Genomic DNA, 24,047 nt, shown 5'->3' with positions numbered 1-24,047 from the left:
CCTTTCCCGGGGGTGGGGGTGCCCCCCCAATGCGCGGGCGGGGGGGGGGGTGGGGTTTATGGGGGGGGGGCCCCCGGGTCACCCCGGCCCCCCCCTCCTCGTATCCACGGGCGGTCAGGCGCCGAGCAGCTTGCGCACCCGGTCCTGGCCCACCGCGAGCAGCAGGGTGGGCAGCCGCGGGCCGGTGTCGCGGCCGACGAGCAGGTGGTACAGGAGCGCGAAGAACGTGCGCTGGGCGACCTTGATCTCCGGCGGTAGCTCCTTGGGGCCGGCGTCGGCGGAGAAGCCGGCCTGGACCTTCGGGACGCCGTAGACGAGGTGGGTCAGGCCGTCCAGGGACCAGTTCGCATCCAGTCCCTCCAGCAGCAGCCGCAGTGAGTCGCGGCCCTGGTCGTCGAGCGACTTGAGCAGGTCGGTGTCGGGCTCGTCGCGGACGACGGTCCGCTCCTCGGCGGGGACCTGCGTGTTGATCCAGGTCTCGGCCTTGTCCAGCCGGGGCCGGACCTCGTCGAGGGAGGTGAGCGGGTTGTCGGGGTCGAGTTCGCTCAGGATCCGCAGGGTCTGGTCCTCGGCGCCGGCGGTGATGTCGGCGACCGAGGCGAGGGTGCGGTACGGCATCGGGCGCGGGGTCCTGGGCAGTTCCCCGGCGGCGGTGCCGACCGCGCGGACGTACGCGGCGGCGTCGGCGGGGAGCACGCTCCCGTCGGCGACCTTGGCGGCGAGCTTGTCCCACTCGTCGTACAGCCGCTGGATCTCCTGGTCGAAGGCGATCTTGAAGGACTGGTTGGGCCGGCGGCGGGCGTAGAGCCAGCGCAGCAGCTGCGGTTCCATGATCTGGAGCGCGTCGGCCGGCGTGGGCACGCCGCCCTTCGAGGACGACATCTTGGCCATGCCGCTGATGCCCACGAACGCGTACATCGGACCGATCGGCTGCTTGCCGCCGAAGATCCCGACGATCTGGCCGCCGACCTGGAACGAGGACCCCGGCGACGAGTGGTCGACGCCGCTGGGCTCGAAGATCACGCCCTCGTAGGCCCAGCGCATGGGCCAGTCGACCTTCCACACCAGCTTGCCGCGGTTGAACTCGCTCAGCCGGACGGTCTCGGAGAAGCCGCAGGCCGAGCAGGTGTAGGTGAGCTCGGTGGTGTCGTCGTCGTACGAGGTGACCGTCGTGAGGTCCTTCTCGCACTGCCCGCAGTAGGGCTTGTACGGGAAGTACCCGGCGGCGGACCCGCTGCCGTCGTCCTCGTCCGCCGCGCCGGAGCCCTCGGCGGCCTCCAGCTCGGCCTCGTCGAGGGGCTTCTGCGACTGCTTCTTGGCCGGTGCCTTCTTCGTGCGGTACTGGTCGAGGATCGCGTCGATGTCACCGCGGTGCCTCATCGCGAAGAGGACCTGCTCGCGGTAGACGCCCGAGGTGTACTGCTCGGTCTGGCTGATCCCGTCGTACTCCACGCCCAGCTCGGCCAGCGCGGCGGTCATCGCGGCCTTGAAGTGCTCGGCCCAGTTCGCGTACGCGGACCCGGCGGGCGCCGGGACGGAGGTCAGCGGCTTGCCGATGTGCTCGGCCCAGGAGTCGTCGATGCCGGGGACGCCGGCCGGGACCTTGCGGTAACGGTCGTAGTCGTCCCAGGAGATCAGGTGGCGCACCGTGTACCCGCGGCGGCGGATCTCGTCGGCGACCAGGTGCGGGGTCATGACCTCGCGGAGGTTGCCGAGGTGGATCGGACCGGAGGGCGAGAGTCCGGAGGCGACGACGACCGGTTTGCCCGGGGCCCGACGCTCCGACTCCTCGATGACCTCATCCGCGAAACGGGAGACCCAGTCGGTGGTCTCGGTGCTCTGAGCCACGATCGGCACGTCCTTCTTTCTCATACGCCAGTACGGCTGACCGCACCATTCTCCCAGCTCGGGCCGGAAGAGCGAAAACGGCTTTTCACCGCATGGGATACTGGGTTTTCGCGGCCGCCGGACACCTCGCGCGGCTGCGGAATCCTTCGGAACCCGAGCAGAACGGCATCCACTCCATGGCCTCGGTCACGTCCCTCACCGCTTCCGTCCATCAGCGCCTCGCGGACGCCCTCTCGGCAGCCCTGCCGGAGGCCGGTGCCGCGGACCCGCTGCTGCGACGAAGCGACCGGGCCGACTTCCAGGCCAACGGGATCCTGGCGCTCGCGAAGAAGGCGAAGGCGAACCCGCGCGACCTGGCGACGCAGGTGGTGGCGCAGGTGACGTCCGGTGACGTGATCAAGGACATCGAGGTCTCCGGGCCCGGCTTCCTGAACATCACGATCACCGACGGGGCGATCGTCCGGAATCTGGCGGAGCGGTACGCGGACAGTGCGCGCCTCGGCGTGCCGGTCGCGGAGCACCCGGGCACGACGGTGATCGACTACGCCCAGCCGAACGTGGCGAAGGAGATGCACGTCGGCCACCTGCGGTCCGCGGTGATCGGTGACGCGGTGGTGCAGATCCTGGAGTTCACCGGCGAGTCCGTCGTGCGGCGGCACCACATCGGCGACTGGGGCACCCAGTTCGGCATGCTCATCCAGTACCTGATCGAGCACCCGCACGAGCTGGACCACCAGGGCGGCGAGGTCTCCGGCGAGCAGGCCATGTCGAACCTGAACCGGCTCTACAAGGCGGCGCGGACGGTCTTCGACTCCGACGAGGAGTTCAAGACGCGGGCGCGGCGCCGGGTGGTGGACCTCCAGGCGGGCGAGCCGGAGACGCTGGCCATGTGGCAGAAGTTCGTGGACGAGTCGAAGATCTACTTCTACTCGGTCTTCGACAAGCTGGACATGGAGATCCGGGACGCGGACGTGGTCGGCGAGTCCGGCTACAACGACATGCTGGACGAGACGTGCCGGCTGCTGGAGGAGTCGGGCGTCGCCGTCCGCTCGGACGGCGCGCTGTGCGTGTTCTTCGACGACGTGAAGGGCCCGGACGGCAACCCGGTGCCGCTGATCGTGAAGAAGTCGGACGGCGGCTACGGCTACGCGGCGACCGACCTGTCCGCGATCCGTGACCGGGTCTTCAACCTGAAGGCGTCGACGCTGCTGTACGTGGTGGACGCCCGGCAGTCCCTGCACTTCAAGATGGTCTTCGAGACGGCGCGCCGGGCCGGCTGGCTGAACGACGACGTGAAGGCGCACCAGCTCGCGTTCGGCACGGTGCTGGGCAAGGACGGCAAGCCGTTCAAGACCCGTGAGGGCGAGACGGTCCGGCTGGTCGACCTGCTGGACGAGGCGATCGACCGGGCCACGACCGTCGTGCGCGAGAAGGCCGAGAAGGTGGGCCTGAGCGAGTCGGAGATCGAGGAGAACGGCCGGTACGTCGGCATCGGTGCCGTGAAGTACGCGGACCTGTCGACCTCCGCGGTCCGGGACTACAAGTTCGACCTGGACCAGATGGTCTCGCTGAACGGCGACACCTCGGTGTACCTCCAGTACGCGTACGCCCGGATCCGGTCCATCTTCGGCAAGGCCGGCGACCGTACGCCGGTGGCGCACCCGGAGCTCGAACTGGCCCCGGCGGAGCGGGCGCTGGGCCTGCACCTGGACCGGTTCGGGGAGACGCTGGAGGAGGTCGCCGCGGAGTACGCGCCGCACAAGCTGGCGGCGTACCTGTACCAGTTGGCCTCGCTCTACACGACGTTCTACGACCAGTGCCCGGTCATCAAGCCGGCCCCCGCCCAGGAGGTCGCGGAGAACCGCCTGTTCCTCTGCGACCTGACGGCCCGCACCCTCCACCAGGGCATGTCCCTGCTGGGGATCCGGACGCCCGAGCGGCTCTGACACCCGGGCAGGACGCGCGGCTCTCACGGCCCCGGCGGAACGGTGACCTCACCGTTCCGCCGGGGCCGTCCGCTTGTCAGGCGTAATAGTGGATCGTGCCCCGGAGCGCGGGGGTGCCGCCCTCGCAGTGCTGGACGAACGTCGCCGCGAACGCCTTCACGGTGCCGTCGCCGTTCAACGCCAGCTTGCCGACGGTGAATTCACCGGTACTGCTGTTGCAGCCGCGGCCGTTGCCGCCCAGATCGAGCCCGCCGACGCCCGGTCCCCGGAACCGCTCCGTGGCGTACGTCGTGCCGACCTTGAACTGCTCCCCCTCGGGCGGGGCGATCGACGCGGACCAGTACTCGCGTTTGCCGGAGACGCCGTACCGCACGCCGTCGGCACTCCCGCTGAGCGAGAACGTGCTGGTGGCGCCGGTGTGGGTGGCGCTCACGCCCTGCCCGATGTAGTCCCCCGGGTCGCTGGTGTAGGCGTACGACAGCGGGTACGCCTGGTACTTGACGACGCCCTTGAGAGCCGGGGCGGTCGCGCTCTCGCAGTGCTGGGTGTACGTGGCGTCCAGCACGGTGATCGCGCCGTCGGCGTCCGTCTCGATCTGGTTGACCGAGAACTGCCCGAACACCTCGTTGCAGCCGCGCCCGTCGCCGGAGACGTCGAGGCCCGGCGAGCGCCCGGTGCGGAACGCCGCGCGCTCGGCGTCCCGGTAGACACCGGGGTGGAGCTTCTCGCCCTGCGGCGCGGCGAGGTCGACGTCCCACCAGGTGTCGTCGGCCCACACCCGGAAGCGCACGTACTCCGCGGAGCCGCCCGCGGTGATCGTGGCCGTCTTCGACGTGTACGAGGCGGTGGCACCCTGACCTATGTAGTCCCCGGGCTGGCTGGTGTGGCTGTACTTGGTCACGGCCACGGGCGTGGTGGTGGCTGCCGTGGCGGGCGCGGCCAGGGCCGTGGTGAGACCGACCGTCGCGGTCAGGCCGGCGAGGACGCCGGTCAGAACGCGTCTCCATCCTGTGCTTCTGGGCACGGATGCTTCCCCCTCCATGAGAGTGGGCGCCCCTTCCGGGCACCCGTGCCCCACAAGTAACCAGGGCCACTCACCGCAGTCGAACTATTTCCCCTGACCATTAACTCCTTTCAGCCGTAACGGCTTTGGGGACTTTCGGCCGCCGAATTCACACCACACCGCCTTGCCCGGGTTCCGTGGGTCGACCCCCCACCGGTCGGCGAACGCGGCCACCAGCAGCAGTCCCCGGCCGCCCTCGTCGGCGCGGTCCGCGATCCTCGGCGTTCCCGGCCCGCTGTCGTGCACCTCGACCCGCAGGACGGTGCCGTCGTAGCGCAGGAAGACCCGGAAGTGCCGTCCGGGCGGGACGGCGTGCACGAGGGCGTTGGTCGCGAGCTCGCTCACGCACAGCAATACGTCGTCGGACCGTTCGGTACCGGTGAGTTCCCACCCGACGAGGGTCTCGCGGGCGAACCGCCTGACGGCGGGGATGGACCGCCGGTCCCGTCGGAAGAAACGCTCGCGCAGGGGCGGGGCTTGGATCGTCTCGTTCACGAGACAAGGGTGACGTTCCGTGGTCACACTGGTGCAGTGTGCTATCCCGTACAGATTGTCCGTACGGGATACGTCGCCCCTGCAACGGAGTTGATGCCCTGTGAGCCCACGGCAGCGCCATTACAAGAAGAACGCCTCGGCAATGAAAATGTTGGGCGCCGTCCTGGCCACGCTCCGTCGAGCAGCGGGGCACAGCCAGGCCTCCCTCAGCCGACACGTCGGCGCTCAGGAGGAGACGATCGCCTCGATCGAACAGGGACGGCGCCCCCTGAAGGACTCCCTGGCCGCCGAGCTGGATGAATTCCTGCACACCAACGGGGTGTTGGCGGTTGCGGTGGAGAACATGCCGGAGATCGATCTGATCCCCCGCTGGGTCGATGAGTACCTGGACCTCGAGAAGACGGCAACCTCGCTCAGCTTCTACGCCAACGCGGTCCTCCCGGGTTCGCTCCAGACAGCGAACTACGCGCGCGCGGTCTTCAGGAGCCGCGTCCCCGCGTACAGCGAGGACGAGGTCGAGATGCGGACGACCACGCGTACGGCTCGGCAGGAACTGCTCCGACGCCCGACCCCCACGACGGTCAGCTTCGTCATCTGGGAAGCGGTCCTGATGGATCGCATCGGCGGACCGGAGGTCTTCGCCGAGCAACTGCGCCACCTGCGGGCGGACTCCGACCTCCCTGGAGTGTCCTTGCAGATCCTGCCGTTCGGCCGTCCCGCCCACGCCGGGCTGGCCGGCCCCTTCATCCTCCTGGAAACCGACGACCATCAGCGTCTCGCCTATGCCGAAACCCAACGCGGGAGTCAGCTCGTCGCCGACCCGGGCGAAGTCTCGGCCCTTTCGCAAAAATATGCGATGCTGCGGACGCAGGCCCTCAACACCGAAGACAGCAAAGGGCTGTTGGACCGCATGCTGGGAGAGCAATGAGCGTCGCACTGCAATGGTTCAAGTCGACCTACAGCAGCGAAGAGGGTGAGTGCCTCGAAGTCGCTTACTCCGGACCGCAGTTCGGCAACGTGACCGCGGTCCACCTCCGCGACTCCAAGAACCCTGCGGGACACCACCTCCGTGTCTCGCAGGAGGCCTGGGCGTCGTTCACCGCAGCTCAGTAAGGGAGCGGAGCGGCCCCGCTGTCAGTGGGGGCCCCTACAGTCACCGGCATGGCGACTCTTCCCAATCCGCTGCCGCGGCTGGCGGCAGACCCGAGTGGGCGCACCCTCGGGCTCGAACTCCCCGCCGGGAGACTGATCGACGCGACCCACGAAGGGGCGTGGCACGAGCCGCTGCTGTGGCATGCCGAGCAGCGGCCCGCCCCGGGGGCCTGGACCGCGCTGGCGGCCGCCCGCACGCTCGGTCTGCTGCCGGTGCTGCTGGACATCGGAGACCCACAGGAGGGCCCCGGGGACTGGGAGTTGATGCCCGCCGAGATGTCGTACCCCGGGGACCACGACGCCGACGAGGTGCTGGCCGACTTCTGGGAGCAGTACGCGGCGGACGAACTCGACGGCGACAAGGACTACGCGAGCAGGGAGGTCGTGGAGACCCTCTTCGGCGAGCCGGACCCCTATGACGCGACGGTCGCGCCGTACGGACCGGCGTGGCCGGGGCTCGCCGCCGCCACACCGCTGGAGGCCGACCCGGACGCCCGCGCCGCGGAGATGGCGGAGGCTCTCGGGGACCGGGGCTCGTGGCTGAAGGAGCCCCGGCTGGCCCTCGTTCCGGCGCGCCGGAGTGCGGACATCCCGGCGGCACTCGGCTGGCCGGGCCCGCTGAACTACGAGAACGACGTGGCGCGTCTGTGCGCGGTCCTGCGGTCCTGGGAGGACCGCTTCGGGATACGTGTGGTGGCGCTGACCTCCGACCAGTTGGTGGTGTCCGTGGCGGCCCCGCCGACGACCCCGGCGGAGGCCGAGGCGGTAGCCGCCGAGCACTTCGCGTTCTGCCCGGACAACATCACGCAGGGCCACCACACGACGCTGCGGACGTATGCCGAGGCCGAGGTGCTGAACGAGCCGGTGTGGTCCTTCTGGTGGGACTGACCGGCACGGCAGCACCTCCCCGGTACGGGCGGTGAAGGCGGCCGGGGTCAGCCGCGCAGGCCCGAGGCGAGCCGGCGCAGCCCCTCCGCGATCTCGTCCGGGGTCTGCGTGACGAAGCACAGGCGCAGGGCCGACGTCTCCGGGGTGCCCGCGTAGAAGGGCGCGCCGGGCACGTACGCCACCCCGTGCTCCACCACGTCACGGAGCAGGGCCGTGGTGTCGTACGCGTCGGGCAGCCGTGCCCACAGGAACATGCCGCCCTCGGGCCGGGTCCAGGTGGAGCCGGCCGGGAGCGCGTCGCCGATGCCCGCGAGCATGGCGTCGCGCCGCTCGCCGTACACGCGCGCGACCCGGGCCACGTGTGCGTCGAGGTCCCGGTCGGCCAAGTACCGTGCGGCGGCGAGCTGGTTGACGGTCGGGGTGTGCAGGTCGGCGGCCTGCTTGGCGACGGCGCAGGCGCGGCGCAGCACGGCGGGCGCGCGCAGCCACCCCAGCCGCAGCCCCGGCGCCATGACCTTGGAGAAGGAGCCGAGCAGGACCGTGCGGTCCCCGGCACCGTCGTAGGAGGCGATCCACGGCACCCGCTCGCCCTCGAAGCGCAGCTCGCCGTACGGGTCGTCCTCGACGATCCACAGTCCGCGCCGGGCGGCCACGGCGGCGATGGCGGCCCGGCGCGCGCCGGGCAGTGTGCGGCCCGTCGGGTTCTGGAAGGTGGGCACGGTGTAGAGCAGCTTGGGCCGCTCCCGTGTCACCAGGTCGTCGAGCGCGTCCGGGTCGATCCCTTCCGCGTCGCCGGGCACGGCCAGCACCCGCGCCCCCGCGAAGGAGAACGCCTGAAGTGCCGCCAGATAACAGGGACTCTCGACGAGCACGGTGTCGCCGGGTTCCAGCAGGACGGTGGCGAGGAGCGACAGCGCCTGCTGCGATCCGGTGGTGACCAGCAGGTCGTCGGGCGAGGTCGCGAGCCCGCGCGCGCCGGTGCGCTCCGCGAGGGCGGCCCGCAGACCGGGCTCGCCCTCGGTCGTCGCGTACTGCAACGCCCGCTCGGGCGCCTCGGCGAGTACGTCCCGGAAGGCGGCGGCGATCCCCTCGGCGTCGAACAGCTCCGGCGCGGGCAGGCCGCCGGCGAAGTTGATCACCTCGGGGCGTGCGGTGACCGCGAGGATGTCGCGTACCGCCGATCCCCTGACCGCGGCGGCTCGCGCGGCGAGCGGCGGGAGAGGGGCGGACGCGGCGGGCAGCGCGGCGGAATCGGCGACGGTCACGAGGACGGCTCCTTGTCCTTGATACGGCTCATGTCCACGGCGGGGACGGGACCCCCTCCTCGCCGCGGCTCGTGCCCGCGCCAAGGAAGGCTTCTCGTCCTCGATGCGGCTCGTGCCCGCGCCAAGGACGGGTCCTCGACCTCGCCGCGGCTCGTGCCCGCACCGTAGGCCCATGCGTGCCGTGTACACCGGTTATTCCGCGATTCGGACGGCACCCGGTGCCGCGGCGTCCCGCCCGCGTCCGGCCCGCACCACGCCTCGACGCCCTGGGGCTGCCGCACGGCGCGGACGGTGCACGGCGGGAGGCTCCTCAGCCGCCCTCGGTCCGCTCCCAGGCGTCGCCGCCCAGGGGATAGCCGTACGTCGGCCGCCCCTTGGTCCCGCTCGTCCGGAACGGCTTCCCCTTGTCGTCGATCCGCAGGGTCCCGCTCCGGTTGCCGCTGGACCAGTCGAGCTCCAGATACCAGCTGACGTCGTTCGCCTTCGCGTGGGCGATCACGTAGAAGACCTCGGGATCGCTCTCGCTCACCGTGTAGGGGAAGTCCCGCTGCCCGGCCTTGGCCACGGCGTCCGGGTTCGCCAGGTCGAGGTTCACATCGAACGACTTCGTCTCCGCCGGGCCGCCGCAGCCGACGCCGATGAACCCCATGGAGTAGCTGTTCCAGGCGAGGGGGGCGCCCTTGTCCGCCACGCGCACGTGGAGCGATTCCAGTACGGCCGTCTCCCGGCCCGTGCCCTGCACGCTCAGGGTGAGCCGCTGCTCGTCACCGGACACCGCGCCGAACGCCCTGATCCACCCCGGCGCCTCCTGCTCGTTCGGCGGCGGCGGCACCTTGGCGGGGTCCTCGTTCAGCAGGTAGGGCTGACCGCACGGGCTGTCCCAGACGTACGGCTTCATGGCGATGGTCAGCGGGACCGCGCCACCGGCGTCCGTGTCCCCGCCCGCGGACCCGCCCGTCGCACCGCTCTCCGCGGCGGAGGCTGAGGCACGCGCGCCACCGGTGTGCGAGGCGGACGGCGAGGGCGACTTGTGCCGTGCGGCGGCCGACGGGGTGCCGCCTGCGCTCTCGGTGGCGGTCGACGCGACGGCGCCCACGGATTGCCCCTTGCCGTCGTCGTCGCTGCCCGGCACGAGCTGCACGACGAGCGCGGCGGCCACGACGGCCGCGGCCACGGCGATCCCGGCGAGCACGACGGTACGCCGACGCCGACGTACCGGGGGTTCGGCCGCGGTCCCCCGCTCGACCTCGGGCACGCCGTCCGGCACCCCGTCGGCCGGGCCGGCCGAAGCGGCGACGCCCGCCGAGTCCGCACCGGAAGCGGCGACGACCTCCGGGTCCGCACCGGAAGCGGAGCCCGCACCGGCACTCGCACCCGAGGCGTCCCCGGCCGCAGGCGCCTTCTGCCCCCGCAGCGCATCCGCGAGAACCCACCGCCGATGCAGCTCCACCAGCTCCTGGGGCGTGGCCTTGCAGATGCGCGCGAGCCGCTCCACGGGCGCGTAGTCGGCGGGTACGGCGTCCCCGTTGACGTACCGGTGCAGGGTGGAGGCGCTCAGGTGGAGCCGCTTGCCGAGCACCCCGTAGCTGAGTCCCGACCGCTCCTTCAACTCACGCAGCAGTCCAGCGAACTCGTCCCCGCCCACCGTGCCTCCATCCCCGACGTCCCGGGCCGCGTTCCAGGGGGATGACGTTCCCCCAGGTCAGGCCCCTGCGAATGTTCCGGCGTCCCGTATGGACCGGCGGTTGTGGCCGCCGGGACGGATCGCCTCACAAGCTGTGGCCATCCAAGCACGCCGCTCCGGCCACCCGGTCGGGCGGCTGTGGCGAACCATCCGTACCAAGCCAGGGGGACCCCATGACCGCACGCACTGCACACACCGGCCGCACTGCCCGCACTGCCCGCACTGCCCGCACTGCCCGCTCTGCCCGCTCTGCCCGCACGGCCCGTACCCGCCTGTTCGCCGCCACCACGGTCGCGCTGGCCGCGCTCGCCCTCACGGCGTGCGAGAACGGACAGGGTGTACGGGACGAGGGTCAGTCCGCCGCGTCCAAGTCCTCGGCGCAGCCCAGCGGGTCGGCGTCGGCGTCGGCGTCCCCGACCGCGAAGCCGGCCGGGAACGGCGCCCCCGGCACGAGCCGTACGACGCCGGGAGGGTCGACAGCCGGCGCCACGGGCGGCTCGAAGGGCGGCACCGCGACCGCTTCCCCGGACAGGGCCACCGAAGGTACCGGCACCCGCCACGCGGCCTGCAACGGCTCCAACACCAGGACCGCGGCCACAGAGGTCACCCGCCCCCTGAACCACATCCTTCTCACCGTCACCAACACCGGTTCGAAGGTCTGCGACCTCGTCGGCTACCCGGCCGTCCGCTTCGACGAGGCCCAGGCGGTCCCGCCGGTCGCCGAGGAGACCCGGCCGCAGGCGGTCGTCACGCTGTCACCGGGAGAGTCCGGCTACGCGGGCGTGCTCCTCGCGGCCGGCGACGGCAGCGGCACGTACGGCTACACGGCCCGGCACCTGGAGGTCTTCTTCGACAGCGGCAGGAGCGCGAAGCCGGCGCTCCCCGCGAAGGGCGTGTACGTCGACGAGCACCTCACCGTGACGTACTGGCAGTCGAGCCTGGCCGACGCGCTCACGTACTGAGCCGCAGGGCCGGTCCCGTCCGAGCCGCGGGCCGGCCCCGTCGCCCGGCGGCGTCTACCGCAGGCGCTGGGCAGCCTCGGTGGCCCAGTACGTGAGGATGTTCTGGGCCCCGGCGCGCTTGATGCCGGTCAGCGTCTCCATGATGGCCTTGTCGCGGTCGATCCAGCCCTTCTCCGCGGCGGCCTCGACCATCGAGTACTCACCGGAGATCTGGTAGGCGACGACCGGCACGTCCGAGGCGTCGGCGACCTTGGCGAGGATGTCCAGATACGGACCCGCCGGCTTCACCATCACCATGTCGGCGCCCTCCTCCAGATCGAGGGCCAACTCCCGCAGGGACTCCCGTGCGTTGGCGGGATCCTGCTGGTACGTCTTGCGGTCGCCCTTCAGTGAAGAAGCGACCGCTTCCCGGAACGGCCCGAAGAAGGCGGACGAGTACTTGACGGTGTAGGCGAGGATGGCGACGTCCTCGCGGCCGATCTGGTCGAGGGCATCGCGGATGACCCCGACCTGGCCGTCCATCATCCCGCTGGGGCCGACGACATGGGCGCCGGCATCTGCCTGGACCTGAGCCATCTCGGCGTACCGCTCCAGGGTCGCGTCGTTGTCGACGCGCCCCTGCGCGTCGAGCACACCGCAGTGCCCGTGATCGGTGAACTCGTCGAGACACAGGTCGGACATGACGAGCAGCTCGTCCCCGACCTCGGCGCGCACGTCCCGCAGGGCGACCTGGAGGATCCCGTCGGGGTCCGTCCCGGCGGTGCCCAGGGCATCTTTGTTCGCGTCCTCCGGCACGCCGAAGAGCATGATCCCGGAGACCCCGGCCTCCAGCGCCTCCACGGCGGCCTTCTTCAGGCTGTCGCGGGTGTGCTGCACGACCCCGGGCATCGCCGAGATCGGCACCGGCTCACTGATGCCCTCCCGCACGAACGCGGGGAGGATGAAGTCGGCGGGGTGCAGGCGGGTCTCGGCGACCATGCGGCGCATGGCGGGCGTCGTACGCAGCCGCCGCGGCCGCGTACCGGGGAAGGATCCGTACCGGGTCATGCCGTCCACGCTACGCCCGCGCCAGGAGTGCCTTTGCCGACGGGGCGTCGGCGCGAGCGGCTCCCGCATGCGTCCGCCGGGCCACGGGTCCAAGGTGGAAGTACCAACACCCATGGACCCCGACGGCCTCTTGGAACAGACCCGCCGCCGTCCCTCCGTCGCGCACGCGCACGCGCTCCAGGAGGACGCGATGACCGCCACCGACCACACTCCCGACCTGTTCGCCCTCTCCGGCATCCGCGGCCCTGTCCTGCGGCCCGACGACGAGGGCTACGCGGACGAAGTCACCGGCTTCAACCTCGCCGCCCGGAACACCCCGGACGTCGTCGTCGGTGCGACCGGCGCCGACGACGTGGTCGCCGCGATGCGCTGGGCCGCCGCGACCGGTACGCCCATCGCCGTCCAGGCCACCGGCCACGGCGCGAACTTCCCCATCGACAGCGGCCTGCTGATCAACACCTCCCGCATGACCGACGTACGGATCGATCCCAGCCGTACCGCCACCGTCGGCGCCGGCGTGAAATGGAGCCTGCTGCTGGAGGCCTCGGCTCCGCACGGCCTCGCCACCCTCAACGGCTCGTCCACCGACGTCGGCGTGGTCGGCTACACCCTGGGCGGCGGGCTCCCCCTGCTCGGGCGGGCCTACGGATACGCCTCCGACCTGGTCCGCTCCTTCCAGGTCGTGACGCCGGACGGCACCCTGCGCGAAGCGGACGCCGACCACGAGGCCGACCTGTTCTGGGCCCTGCGCGGCGGCAAGGGAAACACGGGCGTGGTGACCTCCCTGGTCACCGAGCTGCTGCCGCTCAGCCGGGTCCTGGGCGGCGGTATCTACTGCGCCGGCGAGCACGCCGAGCCGCTGCTGCGCGCCTACGCCGAGTGGGCCCCGACCACTCCGCCCCAGATGTGCACCGGGTTCTCGCTGCTGCGCCTGCCGCCGCTCCCGATCATCCCGGAGCCGTTGCGCGGCCGCTTCTGGGCCCGGGTCGCGGTCGCCTGGACCGGTGACCTCGAAGAGGGCGAACGGCTGCTCGCCCCGGTCCGCGCGGCCGCGCCGGTGGAGTTCGACACGGTGGCCGACATGGACTACCGCAACGCCGACGACATCTATCAGGACCCGCGGGACCCCATTCCGGCCCGCGAGTGCTGCGCCCTGCTCCGCGATCTCGGCCCGGAGGCCGTGGAGACGCTGCTGGCACAGGCCGGCCCGGCCGTCCCCGACTTCCCGCTGCTCCTGGTGGAGCTGCGCCACATGGGCGGCAAGCTGGCCGGCCCCGCCTCCGCCGAGGACGCGGTCTGCTCCCGCGACGCCGGGTACCTGCTGGAGTCGGTCGGCGTCCCCGCGGGCCCGGAGGCCGCCGCCGCGGTGGAGGCGGCCACGACTTCGCTGTACGCCGCGATGGCCCCGTACGGCACCGGCCGCACCATGCCCAACCTGCACGGCAGGCCGGGCGACGCATCCGACCGCGCCCGCGCCTGGACCCCGGAGGCGTACGACCGCCTCCGCCGCACCAAGTCGGTGTACGACCCGCAGAACCTGCTGCGGTACGGACACACGGTGGCGCCGGCCGCCTGAAGCCGGCCCGACACACGAATCCCCCCGCCCGGACAACGCCGAGCGGGGGGTTCGAGGAACGGGACGGGGGCCGCGGCGGCCACCAGGACGGCCGCCGCCCCCGCACTTCTCAGGTCGTACGACGCCGCCGCGAGCCCGGCCGCCGTTCGCTGGGCCGGGTCACCGGGTCCCCCGCCTCCAGCGCCGCGGCCCGCCGCCGCAGACCGAAGTCCGCGAGCGCCTCCGCCAGCTTGTGCACGGACGGCTCCGGCGCCATCACATCCACCCGCAGCCCGTGCTCCTCGGCCGTCTTGGCCGTGGCCGGACCAATACAGGCGATCACCGTCACGTTGTGCGGCTTGCCGGCGATGCCCACCAGGTTCCGCACGGTCGAGGACGAGGTGAAGAGCACGGCGTCGAAACCGCCCCCCTTGATCGCCTCGCGGGTGTCGGCCGGCGGCGGCGAGGCCCGCACGGTCCGGTAGGCCGTGACGTCGTCGACCTCCCAGCCGAGCTCGATGAGCCCGGCGACCAGCGTCTCCGTGGCGATGTCGGCACGCGGCAGGAACACCCGGTCGATCGGGTCGAAGACCGGGTCGTACGGCGGCCAGTCCTCCAGCAGCCCGGCGGCGGACTGCTCACCGCTCGGCACCAGATCCGGCTTCACGCCGAAGGCGACCAGCGCCTTGGCCGTCTGCTCGCCCACCGCCGCGACCTTGATCCCGGCGAAGGCACGGGCGTCGAGCCCGTACTCCTCGAACTTCTCGCGCACGGCCCGGACGGCGTTCACGGAGGTGAAGGCGATCCACTCGTACCGCCCGGTCACCAGACCCTTGACCGCCCGCTCCATCTGCTGCGGTGTCCGCGGCGGCTCGACGGCGATCGTCGGCACCTCGTGCGGCACGGCGCCGTACGAGCGCAGCTGGTCGGAGAGCGACGCCGCCTGCTCCTTGGTCCGGGGCACGAGCACCTTCCAGCCGAACAGCGGCTTGGACTCGAACCACGACAACTGGTCGCGCTGGGCGGCGGCGGAACGCTCACCGACCACGGCTATCACCGGACGGTGGCCCTCCGGTGACGGCAGCACCTTCGCCTGCTTCAGCGTCTGCGCGATGGTCCCGAGCGTCGCGGACCAGGTCCGCTGGCGGGTCGTCGTACCGGCGATCGTCACGCTCAGCGGTGTATCGGGCTTGCGCCCGGCGGCGACCAGCTCACCCGCGGCCGCGCTCACCGAGTCGAGCGTCGCCGACACCACGACGGTCCCGTCCGACACCCCGACCTCGGTCCAGCACCGGTCGGAAGCCGTCCGCGCGTCGACGAACCGCACATCGGCGCCCTGCGCGTCGCGCAGCGGCACACCGGCGTAGGCGGGCACGCCCACCGCGGCGGCGACACCCGGCACGACCTCGAAGGGCACACCCGCGGCGGCGCAGGCCAGCATCTCCTCGGCGGCGTACGCGTCGAGCCCGGGGTCCCCGGACACCGCACGCACGACCCGCTTGCCGCCCCGCGCGGCCTGCATGACAAGATTGGCCGCATCCCTCAACGCGGGGACTCCAGCGGTTGTTGACGCACCGTCAACAACCGTGAGCTGAGGCGTGCCCGGGCCCGTGTACGGATCCGCGGACGCGCCCGGAGGCGACGCGGCGGACCCCGTACTCGGCTCCGTGTTCAGCACGGCGACGCCGGGCCTGGCGTGCGCGCGGACCACGTCGAGCACCTCGTGCTCGGCGACGAGGACATCCGCGTTCCCCAGCGCCTCCACGGCGCGCAGGGTCAGCAGTCCCGGATCCCCGGGTCCGGCACCAAGGAAGGTGACGTGCCCGTGTTCCGGACCGGCGGGAAGATTGGTGGGGCTCAAAGTGCTCGCTCCCCCATCAGACCGGCCGCGCCCTTGGCAAGCATCTCGGCAGCGAGTTCACGGCCGAGCGCCATTGCTTGGTCATGTGTCTCGGGCACGGGACCGGTGGTGGACAGCTGCACCAGCGTCGAGCCGTCGGTCGTGCCGACGACGCCGCGCAGGCGCATCTCAGTGACATTCCGCCCGTCGTTCAGGACGTCGGCGAGTGCACCCACAGGTGCGCTGCAGCCGGCCTCCAGAGCGGCGAGCAGGGACCGCTCGGCGGTCACGGCGGCCCGGGTGAACGGGTCGTCGAGCTCGGCGAGCGAGGCGATGAGGTCCGCGTTGTCCGCGGCACACTCGATCGCGAGGGCCCCCTGGCCGGGGGCGGGCAAAACAGTGTCGACTGACAGAAAGTCAGTCACCTCGTCGATGCGGCCGATGCGGTTCAGCCCGGCGGCGGCGAGTACGACGGCGTCGAGCTCGCCCTTCCCGACGTACCCGATCCGGGTGTCGATGTTGCCGCGGATCGCTACCGTCTCGATCGTCATCCCGTGACTGCGCGCGTACGCGTTCAGCTGCGCCATGCGGCGCGGCGAACCGGTACCGACCCGGGCACCGTCCGGCAGCTGCGCGAACGTCAGCCCGTCGCGGGCGACGAGGATGTCGCGCGGGTCCTCGCGCAGCGGCACGGCGGCCAGCGCGAGGTCGTCGGGCTGCGCGGTCGGCAGATCCTTGAGGGAGTGCACCGCGAAGTCCACGTCCCCGCTCACCAGCGCGTCGCGCAGGGCGGTCACGAAGACGCCGGTGCCGCCGATCTGTGCGAGATTCTCGCGGGAGGTGTCGCCGTAGGTCGTGATCTCCACGAGCTCGACGGTCCGTCCGGTCACCTGGCTCACGGCGTCCGCCACCTGCCCGGACTGGGCCATGGCGAGTTTGCTGCGCCTGGTCCCGAGCCTCAGTGCCTGCTCAGTCATGCTCGCCCTCGGTTCTCGGCGTTCTCGGTGCTGATGTCTTGGGTGGCCCGCGAGACGGAGGCGACCGTCTCGGGGTCCAGGTCGAAAAGGGTCCGCAGCGCGTCCGCGTACCCGGCGCCGCCGGGCTCGGCGGCCAGCTGCTTGACCCGTACGGTCGGCGCGTGCAGCAGTTTGTCGACCACGCGCCGCACGGTCTGGGTGATCTCGCCGCGCTGTTTGTCGTCGAGATCCGGCAGCCGTCCGTCGAGCCGCGCGATCTCGTTCGCGACGAGGTCGGCGGCCATGGTCCGCAGCGCGACGACGGTGGGCGTGATGTGCGCGGCCCGCTGGGCGGCACTGAAGGCGGCCACCTCGTCGGCCACGATGCGCCGCACCTGGTCCACGTCGGCGGCCATCGGGGCGTCCGCCGACGCCTCGGCGAGCGACTCGATGTCGACGAGCCGTACACCGGGCAGCCGGTGCACGGCCGCGTCGATGTCACGGGGCATCGCCAGGTCGAGCAGGGCGAGGACCGGCTCGGGCCGGGGTACCTCGACCACGGGCTCGGGCCGGCGCCGCTCGGGCACCCGTCCGACGGTGGCCGCGGTGGCGGCGAGCGCGGTGATGAGTTCGGCGTCGAGCGCTCCGGCGGCCGGGCCGCCCTGCGGGGCGGTGGTGAGCGCGCCGGCCGACGACGAGGCCCCGGCGAGGCCGTCGGCGTCCAGGCCCTGCGCCCGCTCGGCCGCCGTCTCCGGCGCGAGCGCCCCGGCCTCGCGCTGCGCGGTGCGCTCGGTGCCCTTGTCGACCCAGGCCGCGTGCTGCTCCAGCTCCGCCGCGGCCATACCGGCCACGGCCGCGTCGCCCAGCACCGAGAACCCGGCGGTTCCCTGCACGGCGGACAGGTCGAGGGGACAACCGTCGTCGGCGCCCACGCTCGTCGGCGGAAGCTCCTCCCGTACGGCTCCGGAGGCGTCCGGACGGCCGGAGCCGGCGCCGGTCACCCCACGGCCGAAGTCGGCGTCCGCGACCGGACGGCCGAGGTCCGCGGGCTCGCCCGTACGCTCCCGCACCGCCGAGGACACCGTCCCGGCCGTGAGGACGAGACCGGTCGCTCCGGTGCAGGAAACGGCGATGTCGGCACGTGTCAGCTCGACCGGCACCGAGTCCATCGGTACCGCGCGGGCCAGCACGTCCGTGTCGTCGCCCTCCATCAGGATCTGCGCGAGCCGCTCGGAGCGCTCCGGTGTGCGGTTGGCGACGACGATCTCGCCCACCCCGGCCCGCGCGAGCGTCGCCGCGGCCAGCGAGGACATCGAGCCCGCGCCGATCACCAGCGCCCGCTTGCCCCTGGCCCAGGCCTCGACGGCGGCACCGGAGGACAGCTGCTCCAGACCGAAGGTGACGAGGGACTGGCCGGCCCGGTCGATACCGGTCTCGGAGTGGGCCCGCTTGCCGACCCGCAGCGCCTGCTGGAACAGCTCGTTCAGCAGCCGGCCCGCGGTGCCCAGCTCCTGGGCGGTCGCGAGGGAGTCCTTGATCTGACCGAGGATCTGGCCCTCGCCCACGACCATCGAGTCCAGACCGCAGGCCACCGAGAAGAGGTGGTGGACGGCCCGGTCCTCGTAGTGCACGTACAGATAAGGAGTGAGCTCCTCGAGCCCGACCCCGCTGTGCTGGGCGAGCAGCGTGGACAGCTCGGCGACACCCGCGTGGAACTTGTCCACATCCGCGTACAGCTCGATGCGGTTGCAGGTGGCGAGCACCGCGGCCTCGGTGGCCGGCTCGGCGGCGAGGGTGTCCTGAACCAGCTTGCTCTGCGTGTCCGCGGCCAGCGCGGCCCGCTCCAGAACACTGACCGGAGCGCTGCGGTGGCTCAGCCCGACGACGAGAAGACTCATGCCGGCATCACGGCGGGGACGTCCCCGTCAGGTCCCTTTTCGGGCTCCGCGGCAGCCGGTACGGCGGCCTCGGCCTCGGCCGCGGCCTCCTCGCCGGCCTTGCGCTGCTCGTGGAAGGCGAGGATCTGCAGCTCGATGGAGAGATCGACCTTGCGCACGTCGACACCGTCCGGGACGGACAGGACGGTCGGCGCGAAGTTGAGGATGGAGGTGACCCCGGCGGCGACGAGCCGCTCGCAGACCTGCTGGGCCGCACCGGCGGGAGTGGCGATCACACCGATCGAGACGCCGTTCTCGTCGATGATCTTCTCCAGGTCGTCCGTGTGCTGGACGGGGATCCCGGCGACGGGCTTTCCGGCCATCGCCGGATCGGCGTCGATCAGCGCGGCCACGCGGAAGCCACGGGAGGCGAACCCGCCGTAGTTGGCCAGCGCGGCGCCGAGGTTACCGATACCGACGATCACAACCGGCCAGTCCTGGGTCAGCCCCAGCTCGCGGGAGATCTGGTACACGAGATACTCGACGTCGTAGCCGACCCCACGCGTCCCGTAGGAGCCGAGGTAGGAGAAGTCCTTGCGCAGCTTCGCGGAGTTGACTCCCGCGGCGGCCGCGAGCTCCTCGGAGGAGACCGTGGGTACCGAGCGCTCCGACAGGCCGGTGAGGGCTCGGAGGTACAGCGGAAGCCGGGCGACGGTGGCCTCGGGAATCCCTCGGCTGCGGGTCGCCGGTCGGTGAGTTCGGCCAGTTGCCACGGTGCTCCTGCGGGTAGAGCGGGGCTGCAGGCGGTCACACGTCCCAGGACCGCCCCGTCGAATGCAGGCTATGTCTTTGTGAACGCGTGCACAAAGATGGTGTCCGATTTGCCCGGCCAACGTGACCGGGGTCACGCACCCCCGGCGTATGCGTATGGAACCGGCACACGGGCGCCTTCGTTCCTCACTGGATGGGGGCAAAACCGCACACTCTCCTCAACGAATCCCGCCCCCGAGATCTGAACCGCCCCCGATCCTAAGCGACTTTCCGGACCACTTGGACTACTCAGTCAGGCCACGGTTCGACAAGCGCCCCTAGGAAGTGAGGGCCTTGCGGAGCCGCTCCTCGCTGACCCGCCAGAACGTGTGCTGGGCGCCGTCCACCAACACGACGGGAATCTGCTCCCAGTACTCCCGGTGGAGCTCCTCGTCCTGCGTGATGTCCCGGCCCTCCCACGGGACTCCGAGCTCCCCGCAGACCTTCTCGACGACCACCTGCGCGTCGTCGCACAGATGACAGCCGGGCTTTCTGATCAGCGTGACAAGCCGCTCCCGCGGTGCCTTCTTCATGTCCGTCCTCTCCGTACGGCGGTCCCTGCGCCGGAACATGGGGCTCATGTCAGCCATTCTCGCCCCGCCGCGGCCACGGTGCCCTCGGGCGGCTCCTGCGGACCCACCCGCCCCGGCCCAGGTCCGGCGCGCCGGACAGATCACTTCTTTAACGGGCCGGTCGCGGAGAGTTCACAGGCCCGCATCCTCTCGACTCCGGAACACCCGAACAGACTGGCTATGCTCACGACATGGCCGCTCTCGGATGGCTCACTCCCCGTAGGCGCTCCGCCACGGCGCGAAGCGTGTTGGCAGGCGAGGCCTCGGCGGAGGCAGCGCGCAAAACCTCCCAGGAGCTGGAGGGACTCGCCGACCTCACGCACGAGGCCGCGCCCGACGCCGCCGTGCACGAGCCGGTGTTCCCCGTACTCGGCGACGACAAGGCCGCCGCGTTCTTCGACCTCGACAACACCGTGATGCAGGGTGCCGCGCTGTTCCACTTCGGCCGCGGGCTGTACAAGCGGAAGTTCTTCGAGACCCGCGACCTCGCCAAATTCGCCTGGCAGCAGGCGTGGTTCAGGCTGGCCGGGGTCGAGGACCCGGAGCACATGCAGGAGGCCCGGGACTCGGCGCTGTCCATCGTCAAGGGCCACCGGGTCGCCGAGTTGATGTCGATCGGCGAGGAGATCTACGACGAGTACATGGCCGAGCGGATCTGGCCCGGTACGCGCGCCCTCGCCCAGGCCCACCTGGACGCGGGCCAGAAGGTGTGGCTGGTCACGGCGGCGCCCGTCGAGATCGCCACGGTGATCGCGCGCCGGCTGGGGCTCACCGGAGCGCTCGGCACGGTCGCCGAGTCCGTCGACGGTGTCTACACCGGCAAGCTGGTGGGCGAGCCGCTGCACGGGCCCGCGAAGGCGGAGGCGGTGCGCGCCCTGGCCCACGCGGAGGGGCTGGACCTCTCGCGCTGTGCCGCGTACAGCGACTCGCACAACGACATCCCCATGCTCTCGCTGGTCGGCCACCCCTACGCGATCAACCCGGACGCCAAGCTGCGCAAGCACGCGCGGACGTTCGACTGGCGGCTGCGGGACTACCGCACGGCCCGGAAGGCCGCGAAGGTCGGCATCCCGGCAGCCGCCGGGGTCGGCGCGGTGGCCGGCGGCACGGTCGCGGCCATCGCTCTGAGCCGCCGCCGGCGCTGACGCTGACGCTGGCGTGGGCGCCTTGTGCGGGCGCCTTGTGCGGGCCGGTTCGCCTTGTGCCGGTGGGTGGGTCGGGTCCGTGCCGGTACATCCGCCCGTCGCCCTACCGGCTGTGCTCTCTTCTGGGGGCGCTCGGTTGCCCGTCCTCACGCATGGCGACGGGCATTTGATGTACCGGCACGGCCCCTTCGGTGCGTGGGCGGCTGCGGGTGCGTGGGGGTTGCGGGACCTCTGCGGCCCGCCGTTGCCGTCTTGCGCTGTGGGCACGGAGAGGGCTGGGGACAGATTTAGTTGCATCCGGGGCGGCACGAACACGCGTTCCGGGGCCCGGCGCAGCGGCGGAGCACGGGCAATCCTCGTGTCCTACCCCCACAACGCCCCCGCCAGTCCCAACGCCTGCACACGGCCACAACACGCCCCGCACCCAGACGGAACACGAACTAATTCGATCAAGAACCGTTCACTGTCTGGTACTTGATCAGGCATCGATCAGTAAGAGAAGCGACGTAATCGATGATTTGAGCAACTGGGTGTAGCACTGCCTGTACGAAGCGTTATTCTCCTCAAACGCATGACGGACTCCACCAGTCGCTACGACGGGTGAACGGTCCGGTACTGCACGTGATGGAAGCTCTGCCTCTGGGAGTCCCGTGTACCCACACGTCGGGGTTGACGCCTCGGGCCTGGCTACGCTGCGCGCGACGGTCCTCGACCGCCTGCGCGGCTTCGTCCCCACCGCGTACGCCGTCCCCGCCCTCGCTGTCTCCGCCGCGCCCGTAGGCCCGTGCTATGCACTGGCCGACGGCAGCGCGGCGGTCGGCAGACGAGGCCGCTCGGCCGCCACGCCCACCGCACGCCGCCCGGCCGCGGACAGTGACAGCGCCCGCATGATGGACCTCGTCGAACGTGCCCAGGCCGGCGAGGCCGACGCCTTCGGACGCCTCTACGACCAGTACAGCGACACCGTGTACCGCTACATCTATTACCGCGTCGGGGGCAAAGCGACCGCGGAAGACCTCACGAGCGAGACCTTTCTGCGGGCGCTCCGGCGCATCGGCACCTTCACCTGGCAGGGCCGCGACTTCGGCGCATGGCTGGTCACGATCGCCCGCAACCTGGTCGCCGACCACTTCAAGTCCAGCCGCTTCCGGCTGGAAGTGACCACCGGCGAGATGCTCGACGCCAACGAGGTCGAGCGCTCCCCCGAGGACTCCGTCCTGGAGTCACTGTCGAACGCCGCACTGCTCGACGCCGTGCGACGGCTCAATCCCCAGCAGCAGGAGTGCGTGACCCTGCGCTTCCTCCAGGGGCTCTCGGTCGCCGAGACCGCCCGAGTGATGGGCAAGAACGAGGGCGCCATCAAGACCCTCCAGTACCGGGCCGTCCGGACGCTGGCCCGGCTCCTCCCGGATGACGCCCGCTGACATCCGTACCGCTCAAAGTGATCAACCACGCTCAGCGACGATCAACTCACGTTCCGTAAAAGTCCGTTGACTTCGCTGTCCGATCATCCGTCGTCCGTAACCCAAGTGCCACGCCGCTCGTTGTGCGGGATACAGGCTCCCTGTGGTCACACCCTGGCCGACACCGATCACTCGATCGTGTGGTTGTCATCAGGGCGTGCAACCCTCAGGACCCCCTGGGGAGTCGACCGTCATGACGAGAGGAGGTGCCGCCAGTGATCGCAAACGTATCGGCGCACCGGCGGGCGAACGCCTTCGCCCAGGCCCTGGAGGAGCAGTCCGACCAGGGCACGGCGGCCGAGCAGCCCAGCGGGTCGGCACCGCCCCCGGCTGCTGCGGATCAGACCGAGCAAGGCCGCATGCTGGCCTTCGCGACCGGTCTCGGCGAGCTGCCCAAACCGGCGATGGACCCCGAGGTCAAGGTCGTCCAGCGGGCCCAGCTCGTGGCCGCGATGGAGGCGATGCTGCTGGACGGCAGGATTCCGGGAGGCGAGGCCACGGACCCTTCCGTGCCCGAGCAGCGGACCCGTCGGCGGGGCGCGCACCGGGCGACCGGGCTGGGGAAGTTGCGACCACGGTCCCGGCTCTCCAAGGGGCTCGCCGCGGGCGGGCTCACCGTCGGTGTGGCCGCGGGAGCCTTCGGCGGCGTCGCCGCTGCGAGTTCCGACGCCCTGCCGGGTGACTCGCTCTACGGGCTGAAGCGCGGCATGGAGGACATCAAGCTGGGCATGGCCGAAGGCGCGAGCGACCGCGGCCAGATCTACCTCGACCAGGCCTCCACGCGGCTGAACGAAGCCCGCCGGCTCATCGAGCGCGACCGCTCCGGCCATCTCGACCACGAGTCCCTGGGAGAGATCCGCCGAGCCCTGTCCGGTATGCAGCACGACGCCACGGAAGGCCACCGCCTGCTGCACGAGGCGTACGAACGGGATGGTTCACTCGGCCCCATCCAGGCCCTGTCCACCTTCTCCCAGTCGCATCGTGAGGCCTGGGGCGCGCTGCGCGACCGGCTGCCCGTCCAGCTCGGCGACGTCAGTCAGCAGGTCTCGTCGGTCTTCGACGCCATAGACGAAGAGGTCGAGCCGCTGCGCTCGCTGCTTCCGCAGCCTCCGGCCACGGGCGGCCCCGGCCGACAGGGATCCGGCGCGGCCTCCACCGGTTCGTCCGGCAGTGACCGCCCGGCGCCCAGCACGCCCGGCGGTTCCTCCGACGGCCGGCACCCCGGCAGTGGCAAGCCCAAGCCGTCCACGTCGGGCAGCGACAGCGACGGCCTGCTCGGCGGCAACACGGGCGGCCTCCTCGACCCGCCGAAGGACGACACCAGCTCGTCCCCGTCGGCCGGCAAGGGCAGCCCGAGCGCCGAACCGGACGTCACGCTGCCCCCGCTCCTCCCGGGTCTCCTCCCGGGACTGGGCATCGACAGCGAGGACAGCAAGTAGCGCGGTGCGGATACGGCGGTGGGGGCGCCCCCTTTCAAAG

General features: G+C 71.4%; 20 protein-coding genes. 9 read left to right on the top strand and 11 right to left on the bottom strand.

The annotated features are described in order from the left end of the window. Positions 1-114: 114 nt before the first annotated feature. A complete protein-coding gene (gene lysS, locus ACFVYF_RS31195; protein WP_389460752.1) occupies positions 115-1,857 on the bottom strand; it encodes a lysine--tRNA ligase in 1,743 nt (580 codons plus the stop codon). Between the two features lie 167 nt (positions 1,858-2,024). Between lysS and argS the strand changes: the two genes are divergently transcribed. Then, entirely contained in the window at positions 2,025-3,794 is a 1,770-nt protein-coding gene (gene argS, locus ACFVYF_RS31190) for an arginine--tRNA ligase (protein WP_389460952.1), read from the top strand. 76 nt (positions 3,795-3,870) lie between these two features. Here argS and ACFVYF_RS31185 read toward each other — a convergent pair whose 3' ends face one another. Both ACFVYF_RS31185 and ACFVYF_RS31180 read right to left on the bottom strand, forming a co-directional pair. After that, entirely contained in the window at positions 3,871-4,818 is a 948-nt protein-coding gene (locus tag ACFVYF_RS31185) for a hypothetical protein (protein ID WP_389460751.1), read from the bottom strand. An 84-nt stretch (positions 4,819-4,902) separates the two neighbouring features. After that, entirely contained in the window at positions 4,903-5,352 is a 450-nt protein-coding gene (locus ACFVYF_RS31180; protein WP_389460750.1) for an ATP-binding protein, read from the bottom strand. Positions 5,353-5,452: 100 nt separating this feature from the next. On the opposite strand from ACFVYF_RS31180, the gene ACFVYF_RS31175 reads away from it, so the two are divergent. From ACFVYF_RS31175 to ACFVYF_RS31165, 3 genes are read left to right on the top strand one after another with little or no spacing between them, the layout of a single operon-like run. Beyond that, complete coding sequence (locus ACFVYF_RS31175) at positions 5,453-6,280, top strand: Scr1 family TA system antitoxin-like transcriptional regulator (RefSeq protein ID WP_389460748.1); 828 nt, start codon at positions 5,453-5,455, stop codon at positions 6,278-6,280. Further along, on the top strand, positions 6,277-6,465 hold the full coding sequence (locus tag ACFVYF_RS31170; protein ID WP_389460747.1) for a DUF397 domain-containing protein: 189 nt from the start codon (positions 6,277-6,279) through the stop codon (positions 6,463-6,465). Before ACFVYF_RS31175 ends, ACFVYF_RS31170 begins: the two co-directional genes overlap by 4 nt. A 48-nt stretch (positions 6,466-6,513) precedes the next feature. Further along, on the top strand, positions 6,514-7,392 hold the full coding sequence (locus ACFVYF_RS31165) for a DUF4253 domain-containing protein (RefSeq protein WP_389460745.1): 879 nt from the start codon (positions 6,514-6,516) through the stop codon (positions 7,390-7,392). 47 nt (positions 7,393-7,439) lie between these two features. Here the strand turns inward: ACFVYF_RS31165 and ACFVYF_RS31160 are convergent, their stop codons facing one another. Both ACFVYF_RS31160 and ACFVYF_RS31155 read right to left on the bottom strand, forming a co-directional pair. Next, positions 7,440-8,657: a PLP-dependent aminotransferase family protein gene (locus ACFVYF_RS31160; protein WP_389460743.1), complete on the bottom strand. Its 1,218-nt coding sequence runs from the start codon at positions 8,655-8,657 to the stop codon at positions 7,440-7,442. A 310-nt stretch (positions 8,658-8,967) separates the two neighbouring features. Continuing rightward, the gene (locus ACFVYF_RS31155; RefSeq protein ID WP_389460741.1) at positions 8,968-10,302 is read right to left on the bottom strand and encodes a helix-turn-helix domain-containing protein; all 1,335 of its coding nucleotides are present in this window, start codon (positions 10,300-10,302) and stop codon (positions 8,968-8,970) included. 212 nt (positions 10,303-10,514) lie between these two features. Here ACFVYF_RS31155 and ACFVYF_RS31150 point away from each other — a divergent pair, with 212 nt between their 5' ends. Next, positions 10,515-11,303 carry a DUF4232 domain-containing protein gene (locus tag ACFVYF_RS31150; RefSeq protein ID WP_389460739.1) on the top strand — a complete coding sequence of 263 codons (789 nt, stop codon included), beginning with the start codon at positions 10,515-10,517 and terminating at the stop codon, positions 11,301-11,303. A gap of 54 nt (positions 11,304-11,357) precedes the next feature. Here the strand turns inward: ACFVYF_RS31150 and hemB are convergent, their stop codons facing one another. Continuing rightward, on the bottom strand, positions 11,358-12,350 hold the full coding sequence (hemB, locus tag ACFVYF_RS31145; RefSeq protein WP_389460737.1) for a porphobilinogen synthase: 993 nt from the start codon (positions 12,348-12,350) through the stop codon (positions 11,358-11,360). A 130-nt stretch (positions 12,351-12,480) separates the two neighbouring features. Between hemB and ACFVYF_RS31140 the strand changes: the two genes are divergently transcribed. Next, positions 12,481-13,926, top strand: coding sequence for an FAD-binding oxidoreductase (locus tag ACFVYF_RS31140; protein ID WP_389460735.1), 1,446 nt, complete (start codon positions 12,481-12,483; stop codon positions 13,924-13,926). 109 nt (positions 13,927-14,035) lie between these two features. Here ACFVYF_RS31140 and ACFVYF_RS31135 read toward each other — a convergent pair whose 3' ends face one another. The 5 genes from ACFVYF_RS31135 to ACFVYF_RS31115 all read right to left on the bottom strand — a co-directional run bounded on the left by ACFVYF_RS31135 (position 14,036) and on the right by ACFVYF_RS31115 (position 19,978). After that, positions 14,036-15,766 carry a uroporphyrinogen-III synthase gene (locus ACFVYF_RS31135; protein WP_389460733.1) on the bottom strand — a complete coding sequence of 577 codons (1,731 nt, stop codon included), beginning with the start codon at positions 15,764-15,766 and terminating at the stop codon, positions 14,036-14,038. Further along, positions 15,763-16,722, bottom strand: coding sequence for a hydroxymethylbilane synthase (gene hemC, locus ACFVYF_RS31130; RefSeq protein WP_389460731.1), 960 nt, complete (start codon positions 16,720-16,722; stop codon positions 15,763-15,765). The genes ACFVYF_RS31135 and hemC overlap by 4 nt, the downstream gene beginning before the upstream one ends. Next, a complete protein-coding gene (locus ACFVYF_RS31125; protein WP_389460729.1) occupies positions 16,719-18,599 on the bottom strand; it encodes a glutamyl-tRNA reductase in 1,881 nt (626 codons plus the stop codon). Before ACFVYF_RS31125 ends, hemC begins: the two co-directional genes overlap by 4 nt. Further along, entirely contained in the window at positions 18,596-19,351 is a 756-nt protein-coding gene (locus ACFVYF_RS31120) for a redox-sensing transcriptional repressor Rex (RefSeq protein ID WP_389460727.1), read from the bottom strand. The genes ACFVYF_RS31125 and ACFVYF_RS31120 overlap by 4 nt, the downstream gene beginning before the upstream one ends. Positions 19,352-19,666: 315 nt before the next feature. Beyond that, positions 19,667-19,978 (bottom strand): glutaredoxin family protein, encoded by a 312-nt coding sequence (locus tag ACFVYF_RS31115; protein WP_389460725.1) that lies wholly within the window; start codon positions 19,976-19,978, stop codon positions 19,667-19,669. Between the two features lie 173 nt (positions 19,979-20,151). On the opposite strand from ACFVYF_RS31115, the gene ACFVYF_RS31110 reads away from it, so the two are divergent. From ACFVYF_RS31110 to ACFVYF_RS31100, 3 genes are all read left to right on the top strand, one after another. After that, complete coding sequence (locus ACFVYF_RS31110) at positions 20,152-21,105, top strand: HAD family hydrolase (RefSeq protein ID WP_389460723.1); 954 nt, start codon at positions 20,152-20,154, stop codon at positions 21,103-21,105. A gap of 650 nt (positions 21,106-21,755) precedes the next feature. Continuing rightward, complete coding sequence (locus ACFVYF_RS31105) at positions 21,756-22,529, top strand: ECF subfamily RNA polymerase sigma factor, BldN family (RefSeq protein WP_121405342.1); 774 nt, start codon at positions 21,756-21,758, stop codon at positions 22,527-22,529. A gap of 254 nt (positions 22,530-22,783) precedes the next feature. After that, positions 22,784-24,007: a DUF5667 domain-containing protein gene (locus ACFVYF_RS31100; RefSeq protein ID WP_389460721.1), complete on the top strand. Its 1,224-nt coding sequence runs from the start codon at positions 22,784-22,786 to the stop codon at positions 24,005-24,007. Positions 24,008-24,047 lie beyond the last annotated feature (40 nt).

The organism is Streptomyces sp. NPDC058274, from assembly GCF_042881375.1.
Taxonomy (GTDB): Bacteria; Actinomycetota; Actinomycetes; order Streptomycetales; family Streptomycetaceae; genus Streptomyces.
The sequence above is the reverse complement of the archived record's forward strand: the minus strand, read 5'-3'. Positions and strand labels throughout refer to the sequence as shown.